Genomic DNA, 14,879 nt, shown 5'->3' on the forward strand with positions numbered 1-14,879 from the left:
CGAGCAGACGCAAAAGCCCCCCAGAATGGGTGAATTCGGGGGCTTTTGCGGCTGCTCGCGGATGGGTGGGGTGTCCAGGTCAGCCGTTGCTGTAGACGCGGGTCGGGGCGATCAGCACCACCGCGCGCCGCTCCTTGGCCATGACGCGGTCGTATTCGTCCCAGTCGTCGTGGCTGCCGCCCGCGGCGGTGAACACCTCGCGGAGCAGGAGCCGCAACTGGTCGGCATCCTTCAGCCAGGGCTGCGCGTCGTCCGGTCCGGCCAGCTCGGCACGGCCCTCGACGGTCGCCCATTGCCATCCGTTGCGGAAGGTGACGGCCAGCTGCGGCCTCGCCCGCAGGTTGGCCAGCTTGACCTTGCCGTAGGTGGTGAACCCCAGGGCCGGCTCGCCGGTCGACGGGTGCGGCAGCAGGCCGACGTTGACCAGTGAGGCCTGCACGGTCGCGTCGGCGCGGACGGTGGACACCACGGCCAGGCCGTGGTCCGCGGCGGCCAGCGCCACGGCGTCGCGCAGTGTGGTCATGGCTGTCCCTCAATCCTTGAACGGCGTCCTGAAGACGTAGCGGCTGGTCGGCACCGTGTCGATGTTTTCGTTGGCACCGAATGCGGTTGTGCTGGCGACCATCCGGCCGAGCCGGTGCTGCAGGTCGTCGTCGTCGGCGGCACCGAAGAATGCCTTCAGGTCGGTGATCGCCTCCCGGGGGAACAACTCCTCGACGATGCCCGCGATTCCCTGCGCGTCCGGGGTGAGGGTGCGCACCACCCAGTTCTGGGTGTAGCCGAACGTCGACTGCGTCTCGATGGCCACCGACGTGTGGTCACCCTGCCATCGGGCCAGCCAGGTCGCCTGGTCCAGATGAGCGGGACGGCGCAGCAATGCGATGTTGGCCAGACCCGTTGTCCGACAACCGGGTTCGGTCGGCGGGGCGGCGAGGGGAACCGACTCCGTCACCAGGTAGGCGGCGAGCCGCTCGCATTCCTGGGCGAGGAACTTGAGCGCCGCCGTCATCTGGTCGCCATAGCATTGCTGGGTCCACATGCTCACCACCGCGGCCGCCGGCGGGTCCAGCGTCGTCAGCGTCATCAGCGAGTGCCGCACCGCGGAGTCACGAACGTTCACCTGAAGCCCGAACAGGCCCAGTTCCAACAGCGCGTCGGCGACGTGACCCCGTTGCCGGGCACACCAGTCGTCGTCGGGCTCCGAGCGCCTCAGCACCGCGATCACCTTTTCCATGCGCCGAACTTACCGCCGGAGCGCGGCTATTTGACGGGCCGCACCCGGTGTTCCTGGCCGATCAAGGTGCCGATCGTCGCGGCCAGTTGGCGGTAGGACTCGTCGCGACCGCTCGAGCTGCGAAACACCAGGCCGATCCGCCGCCCGGGGCGCGGGGAGGCGAACTGCGCGAGTCCGAGCCGGCTGCGGGCCGCCTCGACCGGCACCGCGCTCTGCGGGATCAACGTCACCCCCAATCCACCGGTCACGCACTGCACCGCGGTGGCCAGCGACGCCGCGCGGGTGTTGGCGAGTTCGGCGCGCACGCCCGCCTTGTGGCAGACGTCGAGCGCCTGGTCGCGCAGGCAGTGGCCCTCGTCCAGCAACAGCAGCGGCAGCTCGGCCAACGCCGTCGCCGGCACGCGGCGTTTGCCCGACAGCGGGTGACCGGGTGGCAGCGCGAGCACGAAATCCTCGTCGTAGATCGGAATCGCCGTCATTCCGGCGGCCGGCGCCTCGGCGGCGGGCAGCGCGATCAGTGCGGCATCCAGCGCGCCCTCGCGCAGCAGCCGCAGCAGTCGTTCGGTTTGGTCCTCGATCACCCGCAACGTCAGCGAGGGCAGTCGCTCGGCCAGCCCCGCCAGCAGCGTGGGCAGCACGTAGGGCGCAACCGTGGGGATCAGCCCCAGCCGCACGCCGGCCCGCAGCGGGTCGGATGCGCCCGCGGCGGCCGCGGTGAACGCGTCGACGGCCTCGACGACGGCCTGCGCCCGCGGCAGCAGTTGCGTGCCCTCCGCCGTCAAGAAGACACGCCGTGTCGACCTCTCGATCAGCTGGGTGCCAAGGCCCGCCTCCAGCGCCGCCAGTGCCTGCGACAGCGTGGACTGGCTGACGCCGAGAGTTGTTGCGGCGGTGCTGAAATGCTGCTTCTCTGCCACCGCCACGAACGCGCGAAGACCGGCGACGGTCGGCTGATAGCTCTTATCGGTCATGGCTATAAGTATAGTGTGATATATCACCTTTACTACAAATCGCCTGGACGGCATCATGGTTGGCAGACGGCTAATTTTGAGTGATTCCAATTAAGGAGCGATATGTCCCTGCTGACCATCGGCGACCAATTCCCCGCCTACCAGCTCACCGCGCTCATCGGCGGCGACCTGTCGAAGGTTGACGCCAAGCAGCCCGGCGACTACTTCACCACGATCACCAACGAGGACCACCCCGGCAAGTGGCGCGTGGTTTTCTTCTGGCCCAAGGACTTCACCTTCGTGTGCCCGACGGAGATCGCGGCGTTCGGCAAGCTCAACGACGAGTTCTCCGACCGCGACGCGCAGATCCTCGGGGTCTCGATCGACAGCGAGTTCGTGCACTTCCAGTGGCGCGCGCAGCACGAGGACCTGAAGAAGCTGCCGTTCCCGATGCTGTCGGACATCAAGCGTGAGCTCGCGCTGGCCACCGGCGTGCTCAACGACGAGGGCGTTGCGGACCGGGTGACCTTCATCGTCGATCCGAATAACGAAATCCAATTCGTCTCGGCGACGGCCGGATCCGTGGGGCGTAATGTCGACGAAGTGCTGCGCGTCCTCGACGCGCTGCAATCCGACGAGCTGTGCGCCTGCAACTGGCGCAAGGGCGACCCGACGATCGACGCCGGCGAGTTGCTCAAGGCTTCCGCGTAGGAGGGGACATGAGCGTAGAAAACCTCAAGGCCGCGCTGCCCGAGTACGCCAAGGACCTCAAGCTCAACCTGGGTTCGATCACCCGCACCACCGAGCTCGACGAGGAGCAGCTGTGGGGCACCTTGCTGGCCAGCGCCGCGGCCACGCGAAACACCCAGGTGCTGGCCGAGATCGGGGCCGAGGCGGGTGACTACCTGTCCGCCGAGGCGTACCAGGCGGCGCTCGGGGCCGCGTCCGTCATGGCCATGAACAACGTGTTCTACCGTGGCCGTGGCTTCCTCAACGGCGCGTACGACGACCTGCGGGCCGGGCTGCGGATGAACATCATCGCCAATCCGGGCGTGGCGAAGGAGAACTTCGAGCTGTGGTGCTTCGCGGTGTCATCGATCAACGGATGCCCGGATTGCGTCGCCGCTCACGAGCACACGCTGCGCGAGGCGGGCGTGAGCCGGGAAGCCATCCACGAGGCGCTGAAGGCCGCCGCGATCATTTCCGGTGTGGCGCAAGCGATGATCACCACTCAGACGCCGGCCGGCGTCGGCTGATCGCGGCGACGTGACCGCACCAGCATGGATCGAACACGCCATTTGGTGGCAGGTCTATCCCCTCGGATTCGTGGGCGCGTATCCGTCGGAGCCGCCGCGGCCGGATGAACACCGGCTGCGGCGGCTCGTCGACTGGTTCGACCACGCCATCGCGCTGGGGGCCTCGGGGATCGCGCTCGGTCCGATCTTCGCGTCGCGCACCCACGGCTACGACACCACCGACCACTACCGCATCGATCCCCGGCTCGGCGACGACGCCGACTTCGATTACCTGGTGTCCGAGGCGCGCCGCCGCGGCCTGCGTGTCCTGCTCGACGGCGTCTTCAACCACGTCGGGGTGGACTTCGCCCGCTATCGCGAGGCGGCGCCCGGCTGGTTCAGCGGAGGCACGTTCGAGGGCCACTCCGAGCTCATCACGCTGAATCACGACAACCCCGAGGTCGTCGACTACACCGTCGACGTGATGGCGCACTGGTTGGGGCGGGGTGCGGACGGCTGGCGACTGGACGCGGCCTACATTGTGCCGCAACAATTCTGGGCGTCGACGTTACCGCGGGTGCGGGACCGGTTCCCCGATGCCTGGTTCGTCGGCGAACTCATCCACGGCGACTATGCCGCGGTGGTGGAGGCGGCGACGTTCGACTCGGCCACCCAATACGAGCTGTGGAAGGCGATCTGGAGCGGCCTCAACGACGGCAACTTCTTCGAACTGGACTGGGCGCTACAGCGGCACAACGCGTTTCTGGCCCGCTTCGCCCCCATGACGTTCATCGGCAATCACGACGTCACCCGAATCGCCAGCCGGCTGGAGCGGCCGGAGCACGTGGCCCACGCGCTGGTGATCCTGTTGACGGTCGGGGGGGTGCCCAGCGTGTATGCCGGCGACGAGCTCGGCTTCCGCGGCGTCAAGGAGGAGCGGTACGGCGGCGACGACGCGGTGCGCCCCGAGTTCGGCTCTCCCCCTGTCGAACTGGATGCGTTCGGCAACGAGATGTGGGCGCTGCACCAGTTCCTCATCGGGCTGCGCCGCCGCAATCCGTGGCTGCACGGAGCGACGAGCACCGCATTGCTGCTGCAGAATCGCCACTACCTCTACGAGACCCGCAGCGGCGACAACGCGCTGCTGGTCGCACTCAACATCGACGACCAGCCGCTGCGGCTGGCGCTGACGGAGTGCGGCGCGGCGCGCGGCCGGGTTCTCGGCGGTTCGGCGGCCCCGCCGCCGGAGGTCGTGGAAACACTCGTTGTCGAACCGCACGGCTGGCGGATCCTAAGCCCGGTCTAGGCGCTCCACCGTCAGCTTGTCCTGGCGGCCGTCGTAGTACTTGTCGAGCAGCGCCAGGAAGTCCCCGTTGTCCTCGGTGGCGCGCGAGAACAGCGTCATCGACGAACGCAGCTTGAGGTCGTCGGGCGAACCGAAGATCTCCGCGGCCGAACGGCCCCGCACCTCGTTGACCAGCCGAACGCACTCGCGCAGCCGCGGCCCGAGCAAGTCGTGCCGCAGGTAGGCGCGAGCCTCCTCGAGCGAGGAGATGCCGTAGTGGACCGCGGTCGGGCTGCTGCCCAGTCCGCGAAGTTGCGGGAAGACGAACCACATCCAGTGGCTGCGCTTTCGGCCGCCGCGCAGCTCCTCGAGAACGTTGTCGTAAACGGCGGCCTGCGCCTCGACGAAGCGGTTCAGGTCGAACGGGTCGTGCGCCATGCGACTACGGTGGCACACCATGGAATCCAAAAGACGGGAGGCCGTCAAACGGCGGGTGCCCAAGGCGCGCGACCTCGCACCGCTGATCCAGTTCAAGCGACCGCAGTGGAACGCTACCCAGCGCCGCCTCGACGCCGCGTTCACCATCGAAGACCTGCGCCGCATCGCCAAACGTCGCACGCCGAGGGCGGCGTTCGACTACACCGACGGGGCGGCCGAGGACGAGCTGTCGATCGCGCGGGCCCGACAAGCGTTCCGCGACATCGAGTTTCACCCGACCATCCTGCGTGACGTCAGCAATGTCACCGCCGGCTGGAATGTCTTGGGCCAGCCAGTCGTCCTGCCGTTCGCCATCGCGCCGACGGGATTCACCCGGCTGATGCACACCGAGGGCGAGATCGCCGGCGCGGCGGCGGCGGCCAGGGCCGGCATCCCGTTCTCGCTCTCCACGCTGGGCACCACCGCGATCGAGGACCTGGTCACCGCCGTCCCCCAGGGCCGCAAGTGGTTTCAGCTGTACATGTGGCGCGACCGCGAGCGGTCGATGGCGCTGGTGCAGCGCGCGGCCGCCGCCGGCTTCGACACGCTGCTGGCCACCGTCGACGTCCCGGTCGCCGGCGCGCGGCTGCGGGACAACCGCAACGGGATGACGATCCCGCCGACGCTGACGCTGCGCACCGTCCTGGACGCGGTGCCCCATCCGAAGTGGTGGTTCGACCTGCTGACCACCGAGCCGCTGGCGTTCGCGTCGCTGGATCGCTGGCCGGGAACCGTGGGCGAGTACCTCAGCACGATGTTCGACCCGAGCCTCACCTTCGACGACCTGGAGTGGATCAAGGCCCGGTGGCCCGGCAAGCTGGTCGTCAAGGGCATCCAGACGCTCGAGGACGCCCGCGCCGTCGTCGACCGCGGCGTCGACGGCATCGTGTTGTCCAATCACGGTGGGCGCCAACTGGATCGGGCGCCGGTCCCCTTTCACCTGCTGCCCACGGTCGCGCGTGAGCTGGGTAAGGACACCGAGATCCTGGTGGACACCGGGATCATGTCGGGCGCCGACATCGTGGCGGCGATCGCGCTGGGCGCCCGGTGCACGCTGATCGGCCGGGCCTACCTCTACGGCCTGATGGCCGGCGGTCGGGCGGGCGTGACGCGCGCGATCGAAATCCTGCAGGGCGGGGTGATCCGGACGATGGGACTGCTGGGTGTCACCTGCCTCGAGGAACTCTCGCCGAAGCATGTCACCCAGCTGAGGCGACTCGGCCCGGTTTCCGGTTAGCCGCATCCTTTTCGCGATGTTCGCCACCGGCTGAAGCCCTGGCGGATTGTGTGGGAATCGGTCCGATTCCGGGCTAGTTGCATCAGCGGAGCAGGCACATCATTGGCTGCATCCGGGCACAAGGAGTGGCGATGAGTACATCCGTTCGTCCCCAATTCACCACGATCGACGGACTCTCGGTCCGCTACGCCGAGGGTGGCCAGGGCGACCACGACGCGATTCTGCTGAGCCCATGGCCGGAGAGCGTCTACGCCTTCGAGCCCGCCTGGGAGCAGTTGGCGGCGCACACGCACCTGGTGGCCGTCGACCCTCCCGGTTTCGGCAAGTCGGACTACCGCGAATCACTGATGAATCCGAAGGCTATGGGCGACTTCATTATTCGCATTGCCGACGCCTTCGGATTGGACAATCCCCATCTCGTCGGGCCGGACATCGGCACCTCGTCGTCGCTGTTTGCCGCGGCCGCGCAACCCGGCCGGTTCCGCACCGTTGTCGTCGGCAGTGGTGGCGCGGCGGTGCCGATCCAAGTCACCGGCGTCTTGAAAGACTGGGTCGAGGCCACGGATCTGGAGCCCTACCGACAGTTCGGCGGGCGCAACATCGTCGAGATCGCGCTGGGCACCATTGCGGGATACCAGCCCTCTGCCGAAATCCGCGAAGACTACATGTCCGGCTACGAGGGCGACCGCTTCGCCAGGACAATCCCGTACGCCCAGAGCTACCGCGAATATCTGCCTCAGCTGGCCGACCTGCTCCCCCAGATCCAGACCCCGGTCCGCATCGTCGCCGGAGCCGAAGACCAGGTGGTGCCGCCGGTCAACGCGGAATTCCTGGACGAGCGTCTCCCGCACAGCCGCGTGGACTTGATTCCGGGCGCCGGCCACTTCTGCTGGGAGGAGAAACCCAGCGAATACGCCGTGCTCGTCACCGAGTGGTGGGCGCAAGCCGGCTAGGGCCGGGAACAAACCGGCACTTAGCTGGGTTAAGCGCATCAGACTCAACTTTTGGAGGATTGATGGCTGAAGCCAAGTCAGTGCCTGTGTTGTTCACCGGCACGATCGTGTTGCCCGGAATGGTGGTGCCGATCGAGCTGGACGACGCCGCACGGGCGGCGATCGACGCCGCGCAGGCCAGCGAATCCGGGGAGCTGCTGATCGCGCCCCGGCTGGACGATCGGTACGCGACGCACGGGGTGATCGCCAAGATTCTGCAGGTCGGGAGGATCGCCGGCGGTGGCACTGCCGCCGTCGTGCGCGGTGAGCGCAGGGCCCACATCGGCGCGGGGGCTTCCGGGCCGGGCGCCGCGTTGTGGGTCGAGGTCACCGAGGTGCCCGCGACCGCGCCGACCGACGAGGTCAAGGCCCTGGCCGCCGAGTACAAGAAGCTGCTGCTGGCCATGCTGCAGCGGCGCGAGGCCTGGCAGATCGTCGACTACGTCAACAGCCTGACCGACCCGTCGGCGCTGGCCGACACGTCCGGGTACGCGTCGTACCTGACCGATGTGCAGAAGCGGCAGTTGCTCGAGACGGTTGACGTCGCCGAGCGGCTGCGCGTGCTGATCGACTGGACCAGCTCGCATTTGGCCGAGGTCGAGGTCAACGACAAGATCGCCGAAGACGTGCGCGAGGGCATGGAGAAGACGCAGAAGGAGTTCCTGCTGCGCCAGCAACTGGCCGCCATCCGCAAGGAGCTGGGCGAGGGCGAACCCGACGGATCCGATGATTACCGGGCCCGCGTCGAAGAGGCCGACCTGCCCGAGAAGGTGCGCGAGGCCGCGCTGCGCGAGGTCGGCAAGCTGGAACGCGCCAGCGACCAGAGCCCGGAGAGCGGCTGGATTCGCACCTGGCTGGACACCGTGCTGGACCTGCCCTGGAACGTACGGACCGAGGATTCCGCGGACCTGAAGGCCGCGCGGGAGATCCTGGACGCCGACCATCACGGGTTGGACGACGTCAAGGACCGCATCGTCGAATACCTGGCCGTGCGAAGCCGCCGGGCCCAACGCGGGCTGCAGGTCGTCGGCGGCCGCGGCTCCGGCGCCGTGATGGTGCTGGCCGGTCCCCCGGGCGTCGGCAAGACGTCGCTGGGCGAGAGCGTCGCCCGGGCGCTGGGCCGCAAGTTCGTGCGCGTCGCCCTGGGCGGTGTGCGCGACGAGGCCGAGATCCGCGGGCACCGGCGCACCTACGTGGGCGCGCTGCCGGGCCGGATCGTGCGCGCGATCGGCGAGGCGGGATCGATGAATCCCGTTGTGCTGCTGGACGAAATCGACAAGGTCGGTTCCGATTACCGCGGCGACCCGAGCGCGGCGCTGCTCGAGGTGCTCGACCCGGCGCAGAACCACACGTTCCGCGACCACTACCTGGATCTGGACCTGGACCTGTCCGACGTGGTGTTCCTGGCCACCGCCAACGTGATCGAGAACATCCCGTCGGCGCTGCTGGACCGCATGGAGCTGGTGCAGATCGACGGCTATACCGAAGACGACAAGGTGGCCATCGCCCGTGACTACCTGCTGCCACGGCAGCGCGAGCGGGCGGCGCTGAACGACGACGAAGTGGCCGTCACCGACGCCGCGCTGCGCAAGATCGCCGCCGATTACACCCGCGAGCCGGGCGTGCGGCAGTTCGAGCGGCTGCTGGCCAAGGCGCTGCGCAAGGTGACCACCAAGCTGGCGGAGAACCCGGAGCCGGTCACGGTCGACGAGCCGGATCTCGTTGAGTACCTTGGCCGTCCACGGTTCACTCCGGAATCGGCGGAACGTACGGCGGTGCCCGGCGTGGCCACCGGCCTGGCCGTGACCGGCCTGGGCGGCGACGTGCTCTACATCGAGGCCGGCGCCACCGACGGCGAGCCTGGTTTGCAGCTGACGGGTCAGCTGGGCGACGTGATGAAGGAGTCGGCGCAGATCGCGCTGTCCTACGTGCGCTCGCACGCCTCTGAGCTGGGCATTGATTTGGTGAAAGACCCCAAGGCGCTGGACCGGCGCATTCACGTGCACGTGCCCGCCGGTGCGGTGCCCAAGGACGGCCCGTCGGCCGGTGTGACCATGGTCACCGCGCTGGTGTCGATGGCCACCGGGCGTCAGGTGCGCTCCGACGTCGGCATGACCGGCGAGGTCACGCTGAACGGCCGGGTGTTGCCGATCGGCGGCGTCAAGCAGAAGCTGCTGGCGGCCCAACGTGCCGGGCTCACCACGGTTTTCATCCCGTCCCGCAACGAACCCGACCTCGACGACGTCCCCGCCGAGGTGCTCGAGGTGCTGGATGTGAAACCGATGACCGACGTCGCCGAGATCGTGGCGCAGGCGCTGGCGCCCGCGGAGGCTGCAGCTCACACGGATGAGGCGGCTGCCTGAAGCCTGCAAATCGCGTGCAGTCTGCCTGAAAGTTTGCTGCCAATTAGTCCGGGCGAAGGCGTTTTCGGTTCCTGCGACCCGGGTAGCCGAAGGAACCAGGGGGTAGCTCCCCTGACCCTCGGCCCGAACCAGGAGCCTGGGGCGACAACTGAACAACACCGTCAATGCTGTTGCGCTGCGTGCGTCGCAGCCAAGCTCGACAAGGAGTTCACATGAACCTCAGCAAGATCGCAGCAACTGCCGCGATGGCCGGTGGCCTGGGGGCCGCGGCCTTCGGGATGGGTGCCGGTTTGGCCCAGGCCGATCCTGGTCCGAACATGCCGGGTCCCGGCCCCAACGTCCCCGGGCCGAACGTGCCGGGCGGCGACCGGGACCAGCCGGGCCCGGGCCCGTACGTTCCGGGGCAGCCTATTTGTAACGGCGGCCCGGGCGTCAACTGCAACGGGCCGGGCAGCCCGCTTCCCCCGGGCCAGGATCGGAACGGGATCCCCGCCCCGCCGCCGGGGCACTACAACGACCCGGGCCGCTACGGGCTCCCGGCCACCTGGATACCGCCCGTTGGTGACCCCGACGGGACTCAACTTCCGGTCGTGTACGACCCGGACCTGGGCCAATGGGGCGTCAACACGTCTGCTGGTTTCCAGGCGTACACGCCCGCGGGCGGGGCCGGAGGCCAGGTCAATGGCGGCGGCAACGTCGGAGCGACCGGCGCCCCCCGTTAAAACCGGTACCTGAAAGCGGGAATGCGGCAGCCGCCCCCAGCATTGGGGGCGGCTGTTGCCGTTGCGCGTGACATCCGTCGCAGGTTCGGCGTTGAATAGAGCCGTGAGCGTGAAACGGCAAGTGGTTCATCGTGTTCAACGGCTGCTCGTCAACCCGGTTGGCCGGAAGATGCCCGGCGTCATCCTGGAAACCACCGGCCGCAAGAGCGGCCAGGCGCGGCGCACCGCCGTCGGCGGGCGCGTGGTCGGCAACCAATTCTGGATGGTCTCCGAGCACGGCGAGCATTCGGACTATGTCCGCAACATCAAGGCTGATCCCGCGGTTCGGCTGCGCATCGGCGGCCGGTGGCGCAGCGGAACGGCCCACTTGCTGCCCGACGACGACCCGCTGCGGCGGCTCGGCGACCTGCCGCGGCTCAACAGCGCGGTGGTGCGTCTGATGGGCAGCGATCTGCTGACCATCCGGGTCGACCTCGACTGACGTGGCCTACGACGAGGACTTGGTCAACCGCATCCGCGAACTGCTCGGCTCCGAGCGCGGCGTCGAGGAGAAGCGCATGTTCGGCGGCCTGGCATTTTTGATCAACGGCAACATGTCCGTGGCCGCCAGCGGCCAGGGCGGCCTGCTGGTGCGCGTGCCACCGGGCGACACCGACAAGCTGCTGGCGCGGGATCACGTCAGCCCGATGGTGATGGCCGGCCGGGAGACCCGCGGCTGGTTACGTGTCCACGCCGACGGCCTGCGAACCAAACGCCTGCTGCAGGGCTGGGTCACCCGCGGGATCGGGTACGCCCGCAGCCTGCCGCCAAAGTGACGCCGCGGTTGACCCCAGCGTGGTCCGGGTAAGCGGTGCGGTATGGACCAGCGCCAACTGGTGCGACGGCTGCTCGAGGTCGCCGGGACGACCTATGCGGCCGAGGCCGGCATCAAGATCGACGACAAGCCGATGCCACTGTTCCAGTTGCTTGCGCTGTGCATGCTGGCCAGCAAGCCCATTGATGCGGCCATCGCGACGCGCGCCGCGCACGAACTCTTCAAGGCCGGCCTGCGGACACCGAAGTCCGTGCTGACGGCCGACAGGCAGACGATGATCGACGCGTTCGGCCGCGCCCACTACGTGCGCTACGACGAAAGCTCTGCCACCCGGCTGACCGATATGGCCCGGCGCGTCCGCGACGACTACGCCGGCGATCTGCGCGGCATCGCCGGGCGCAGCGGGCACGACGTGGCCGCGGCGAAACGTATGCTGAAGGAATTCAAAGGAATTGGTGACACCGGCGCGGACATCTTCCTGCGCGAGGTGCAGGACGTCTGGCCCTGGGTGCGTCCCCACTTCGACGACCGCGCCACGGCGGTCGCGAAGCAGCTGGGCCTGCCCACCCAACCTACGAAGCTGGGAGAGCTTGCACCACAAGACAACTCGCGTCTCTCGGCCGCGCTCGTGCGGGCCGCACTCGACGAGGATGTGCGCCGGCGGGTGGCCGGTTGACCGTCCGGATCGGCACCTCCGGATGGTCCTACAACCATTGGGCCGACGTGTTGTACCCGCCCGGACTCCCCTCGGCACGCCGGTTGGCGCGCTACGTCGAGGTCTTCGACACCGTCGAGTTGAACGCGAGTTTCTATCGCTGGCCGAAGGATTCGACGTTCGCCGGCTGGCGCGACCGGCTGCCCGACGGGTTCAGGATGTCGGTGAAGGCCCATCGGGGGCTGACCCACTATCGTCGGCTGTCCTCCCCCGAGCCATGGATCGAGCGGTTCGAGCGCTGCTGGAAGCTGCTGGGGGACCGTCATGGGGTGCTGCTGGTTCAGCTGCACCCCGAGCAACAGCGCGACGACGCACGGCTGGACGCCTTCCTCGCCCTCGTGCCCGACTCGATCCGGGTGGCCGTCGAGCTGCGGCATCCATCGTGGAACGACCCCGCGGTGTATGAGCTGCTCGAGCGGTGGCGCGCCGCCTACGTGGTGATGAGCGGCGCCGGACTCGCGTGCGTTCCGCGGGCCACCGCCGACCTGGTGTACGTCCGGATGCACGGTCCGGAGCAGGACGCCATCTACGCCGGCTGCTACTCGCACGACGAGCTGCGGCGCTGGGCCGACCGGATCACCGAGTGGGACGGCGACGGCAAGGACGTGTGGATGTACTTCAACAACGACCTCGGCGGGCACGCGGTGCGCAACGCGCTGTATCTGCGGGGGCTTTTGGGCTGATCCGGGTCAGGCGTCGCCGATCGGCCCGACGGGCGTCCAGGCCCCGTCGATGACGTCGGGTGGGCGCTGCGCGGCCAAGCGGTCCCGTTCGGCGCGTCGGCGCTTGATCCGCAACCGCGCGTCGGCGGGCATGACGACGAGTTCGTCGCAGGTCAGGTAGTAGACGTCGTCGACGGCGTCGAACAGATCGGCCGCGACCCGTCGACTCCCCAACTCCCGCAGCGTCATCCGGAGCTCGTGGGTGAACCGGATGGTGGTGTCGTGGGCCAGCTCGCGCGACTCGCGGGCGTTGGCCGCCATCCGCCGCGCCAGTGTCCTCGGCGCGGCGGGCGCGGCCGCGGCCACCGTGGATTCCCCGGCTTCGGCGACCTGGGCGGCCGCCGCGAGCAACGCGGCCGGATTGTCGCCGAACACCTGGCTCGCCAACTCGGCCTCGCCGGGGCCACGGTGACCGATCCGGGCCACGGCGGCGTCGAGCGCGCCGGCGGTGTCGGGAGACAACGCACGGATGCTGCCGACGTTGCCCTCGGCGGCCAGCGCGCGCAGCGGCGGGTCGGCGCGCAACGCCGCCGCCAATTCGGCGGTTTCGGCCGCGACCCTGGAGCTCTCCACGATCATGTCGAGCCCCGACACCCTCGACGCCGTCCGAGCGTGCTCCAGCGCCGCCGCGGTGACGCCGGAGTCGATCAACCACAGCGCCGTGAGGATCCAGCCCTGGTTGATCCGATCGCGCAACAGCCGGACCCGCACCTCGAGCGCCGCGTCCGGCAGCGCGGCCAGCTGGGCGGCGTCCAGGCGTTCGGCCTCGGCGGCCGCGCTGTAGGCCCGCGTGTCGGGCTTGAGACGGCGCATCAGCGCCAGCGAACGCGCCGCGACGACCGCCTTGGCCATCGACCCGAGCGCCCCCTCGGCCAGCCTGGGCTCACCGAACGGCAGGACGTCTCCGATCTGCGGCTGGTCGACGAGGGCGTGGCGGGTGACGGCGTCCTCGTCCCAGCCGGGCAGCTGGGCGGCGGCCACGACGTTGGCCGACACCCCGACGTAGGCGCGGTGCCCGAAGACCGCGATGGCCCTGCTGCCCCACTCGTCGTCCACCACGCCACCGAGCGCGAGCACGTGACCCAGCACCCGGCCGGCCGTGCGCAGGCCACCGAGCTGGACGTCGAGCGTCATCGGGGTCAGCGGGCCCGGCAGCGCCTCGGCGAGCCTGGCCGCGCTGAAGACCGGGAACCGGGGATCGATCCGGTCGTCGAACTCCCCCTCCATGCCGTCGGGGGCCGCGCTGTGCGCCTCGCCGGACGGTCCGGGACGCGGGGGAATCTCCACCGGGAGGGCCAGCTGGCGGTCGTGGCTGACGGCGCCCGCGGCGTGCAGCCGGCGGCCGACGAGCCCGCGGGCGGTGTCGGCAACGGCATCGACCGCCTGCCAGCCGAATTCGAAGCCCCAATCCTCTTGCGCGGCAGCGATATCCATCCCCGGGGTCAGCCGCGACCAGCTGCGGACACCGTGCAGCCGGGCGCGGGGATCAACGGATCGCAGCAGCCGCCACGCGGTGACCACGTTGGTGGTGTCCGGGGTGGCCAGATCCACCGTGCCGGTGCGGTCGGTGTTCACCGACGACACCAGGAAGCGCACCAGGTCGTCGAGGTGCAGGACGCGCACCGGTCGCGTGGAAACCTTGGTTCGCAGCAGCGTGGCCACCGTGCGACACACCATCCAGTCGAGCTGGCGGCCGACCGGCGGCGCGATCCGGATGACCAGGCTGGGCGCCCAGCCGGTGGACACCAGCTCCTCGGCCGGTCGATACAGCTCGGGCCGCCCCGCCGCCTGGGACACGAACAGCATCCGCGCCCCCGCGCGGGCGGCGGCGTGGGTGACTCGGGCGACCCCGTCGACGTCCGCGCTGCCGGGTGCGCTGGTGTCGACCGGGGCCAGGTGGATCACCGCGCCGGCTTCGTCGGCCAACTCCTGCAGGACTGGGTGGCGCAGGGGGGCGCAAACAAACTCGACGCCGGGGTCGAGGTAGGGATGGGGACGCTCAGCGATCCCGGTGACCGTGTGCCCAGCAGCCAGCAGCTGGCGTGCGACCTGCCTCCCGACCGCGCCGGTAGCGTCGGTAACCAGGATGTGCATCCGGGTCCACCTCTCCCAACGTCCAGTCTCGACAATAGG

The 14,879-nt window shown here is 69.1% G+C and carries 16 protein-coding genes; 11 read left to right on the forward strand and 5 right to left on the reverse strand.

Annotation, left to right across the window (positions count from 1 at the left end; all coding sequences use genetic code 11):
• Positions 1 to 79: 79 nt before the first annotated feature.
• The 3 genes from A5696_RS09205 to A5696_RS09215 are packed head-to-tail and all read right to left on the reverse strand — an operon-like array spanning position 80 to position 2,205.
• Positions 80 to 523 carry a TIGR03618 family F420-dependent PPOX class oxidoreductase gene (locus A5696_RS09205; protein ID WP_067876750.1) on the reverse strand — a complete coding sequence of 148 codons (444 nt, stop codon included), beginning with the start codon at positions 521 to 523 and terminating at the stop codon, positions 80 to 82.
• Between the two features lie 9 nt (positions 524 to 532).
• The gene (locus A5696_RS09210; protein WP_067876752.1) at positions 533 to 1,234 is read right to left on the reverse strand and encodes a hypothetical protein; all 702 of its coding nucleotides are present in this window, start codon (positions 1,232 to 1,234) and stop codon (positions 533 to 535) included.
• Between the two features lie 26 nt (positions 1,235 to 1,260).
• The gene (locus tag A5696_RS09215) at positions 1,261 to 2,205 is read right to left on the reverse strand and encodes a hydrogen peroxide-inducible genes activator (RefSeq protein ID WP_067876754.1); all 945 of its coding nucleotides are present in this window, start codon (positions 2,203 to 2,205) and stop codon (positions 1,261 to 1,263) included.
• 102 nt (positions 2,206 to 2,307) lie between these two features.
• On the opposite strand from A5696_RS09215, the gene A5696_RS09220 reads away from it, so the two are divergent.
• The 3 genes from A5696_RS09220 to A5696_RS09230 are packed head-to-tail and all read left to right on the forward strand — an operon-like array spanning position 2,308 to position 4,725.
• Entirely contained in the window at positions 2,308 to 2,895 is a 588-nt protein-coding gene (locus tag A5696_RS09220) for a peroxiredoxin (RefSeq protein ID WP_067876757.1), read from the forward strand.
• An 8-nt stretch (positions 2,896 to 2,903) separates the two neighbouring features.
• The gene (locus tag A5696_RS09225; protein ID WP_067876760.1) at positions 2,904 to 3,440 is read left to right on the forward strand and encodes an alkyl hydroperoxide reductase; all 537 of its coding nucleotides are present in this window, start codon (positions 2,904 to 2,906) and stop codon (positions 3,438 to 3,440) included.
• A gap of 10 nt (positions 3,441 to 3,450) precedes the next feature.
• Entirely contained in the window at positions 3,451 to 4,725 is a 1,275-nt protein-coding gene (locus A5696_RS09230; protein ID WP_067876763.1) for an alpha-amylase family glycosyl hydrolase, read from the forward strand.
• On the opposite strand, the gene A5696_RS09235 is transcribed toward A5696_RS09230, so the two are convergent.
• Positions 4,711 to 5,142, reverse strand: coding sequence for a DUF1810 domain-containing protein (locus A5696_RS09235; protein WP_067876766.1), 432 nt, complete (start codon positions 5,140 to 5,142; stop codon positions 4,711 to 4,713). The genes A5696_RS09230 and A5696_RS09235 overlap by 15 nt on opposite strands.
• A 19-nt stretch (positions 5,143 to 5,161) precedes the next feature.
• Between A5696_RS09235 and A5696_RS09240 the strand changes: the two genes are divergently transcribed.
• From A5696_RS09240 to A5696_RS09275, 8 genes are all read left to right on the forward strand, one after another.
• The gene (locus tag A5696_RS09240; RefSeq protein ID WP_067876768.1) at positions 5,162 to 6,418 is read left to right on the forward strand and encodes an alpha-hydroxy acid oxidase; all 1,257 of its coding nucleotides are present in this window, start codon (positions 5,162 to 5,164) and stop codon (positions 6,416 to 6,418) included.
• Between the two features lie 131 nt (positions 6,419 to 6,549).
• On the forward strand, positions 6,550 to 7,371 hold the full coding sequence (locus tag A5696_RS09245; protein WP_067876771.1) for an alpha/beta fold hydrolase: 822 nt from the start codon (positions 6,550 to 6,552) through the stop codon (positions 7,369 to 7,371).
• Between the two features lie 62 nt (positions 7,372 to 7,433).
• A complete protein-coding gene (gene lon, locus A5696_RS09250) occupies positions 7,434 to 9,773 on the forward strand; it encodes an endopeptidase La (protein WP_067876773.1) in 2,340 nt (779 codons plus the stop codon).
• Positions 9,774 to 9,985: 212 nt separating this feature from the next.
• Positions 9,986 to 10,495 carry a hypothetical protein gene (locus A5696_RS27955; protein ID WP_067876775.1) on the forward strand — a complete coding sequence of 170 codons (510 nt, stop codon included), beginning with the start codon at positions 9,986 to 9,988 and terminating at the stop codon, positions 10,493 to 10,495.
• A 103-nt stretch (positions 10,496 to 10,598) separates the two neighbouring features.
• Positions 10,599 to 10,976 (forward strand): nitroreductase family deazaflavin-dependent oxidoreductase, encoded by a 378-nt coding sequence (locus A5696_RS09260; protein ID WP_067876779.1) that lies wholly within the window; start codon positions 10,599 to 10,601, stop codon positions 10,974 to 10,976.
• A gap of 1 nt (position 10,977) precedes the next feature.
• Positions 10,978 to 11,310 (forward strand): TfoX/Sxy family protein, encoded by a 333-nt coding sequence (locus A5696_RS09265; protein WP_067876782.1) that lies wholly within the window; start codon positions 10,978 to 10,980, stop codon positions 11,308 to 11,310.
• A gap of 42 nt (positions 11,311 to 11,352) precedes the next feature.
• Positions 11,353 to 11,985 (forward strand): endonuclease, encoded by a 633-nt coding sequence (locus A5696_RS09270; protein WP_067876785.1) that lies wholly within the window; start codon positions 11,353 to 11,355, stop codon positions 11,983 to 11,985.
• On the forward strand, positions 11,982 to 12,707 hold the full coding sequence (locus A5696_RS09275) for a DUF72 domain-containing protein (protein ID WP_067876788.1): 726 nt from the start codon (positions 11,982 to 11,984) through the stop codon (positions 12,705 to 12,707). Before A5696_RS09270 ends, A5696_RS09275 begins: the two co-directional genes overlap by 4 nt.
• A 6-nt stretch (positions 12,708 to 12,713) precedes the next feature.
• On the opposite strand, the gene A5696_RS09280 is transcribed toward A5696_RS09275, so the two are convergent.
• Positions 12,714 to 14,840 carry an NAD-dependent epimerase/dehydratase family protein gene (locus A5696_RS09280; protein ID WP_067876791.1) on the reverse strand — a complete coding sequence of 709 codons (2,127 nt, stop codon included), beginning with the start codon at positions 14,838 to 14,840 and terminating at the stop codon, positions 12,714 to 12,716.
• Positions 14,841 to 14,879: the final 39 nt, after the last annotated feature.

The organism is Mycobacterium sp. E2699, assembly GCF_001666745.1.
GTDB lineage: Bacteria > Actinomycetota > Actinomycetes > Mycobacteriales > Mycobacteriaceae > Mycobacterium.

Bases quoted from the DNA above. Each gene is read 5' to 3' on its own strand.
- A5696_RS09205 (WP_067876750.1), bottom strand. From the start codon at position 523: ATGACCACACTGCGCGACGCCGTGGCGCTGGCCGCCGCGGACCACGGC.
- A5696_RS09210 (WP_067876752.1), bottom strand. From the start codon at position 1,234: ATGGAAAAGGTGATCGCGGTGCTGAGGCGCTCGGAGCCCGACGACGAC.
- A5696_RS09215 (WP_067876754.1), bottom strand. From the start codon at position 2,205: ATGACCGATAAGAGCTATCAGCCGACCGTCGCCGGTCTTCGCGCGTTC.
- A5696_RS09220 (WP_067876757.1), top strand. From the start codon at position 2,308: ATGTCCCTGCTGACCATCGGCGACCAATTCCCCGCCTACCAGCTCACC.
- A5696_RS09225 (WP_067876760.1), top strand. From the start codon at position 2,904: ATGAGCGTAGAAAACCTCAAGGCCGCGCTGCCCGAGTACGCCAAGGAC.
- A5696_RS09235 (WP_067876766.1), bottom strand. From the start codon at position 5,142: ATGGCGCACGACCCGTTCGACCTGAACCGCTTCGTCGAGGCGCAGGCC.
- A5696_RS09240 (WP_067876768.1), top strand. From the start codon at position 5,162: ATGGAATCCAAAAGACGGGAGGCCGTCAAACGGCGGGTGCCCAAGGCG.
- A5696_RS09245 (WP_067876771.1), top strand. From the start codon at position 6,550: ATGAGTACATCCGTTCGTCCCCAATTCACCACGATCGACGGACTCTCG.
- lon (WP_067876773.1), top strand. From the start codon at position 7,434: ATGGCTGAAGCCAAGTCAGTGCCTGTGTTGTTCACCGGCACGATCGTG.
- A5696_RS27955 (WP_067876775.1), top strand. From the start codon at position 9,986: ATGAACCTCAGCAAGATCGCAGCAACTGCCGCGATGGCCGGTGGCCTG.
- A5696_RS09270 (WP_067876785.1), top strand. From the start codon at position 11,353: ATGGACCAGCGCCAACTGGTGCGACGGCTGCTCGAGGTCGCCGGGACG.
- A5696_RS09280 (WP_067876791.1), bottom strand. From the start codon at position 14,840: ATGCACATCCTGGTTACCGACGCTACCGGCGCGGTCGGGAGGCAGGTC.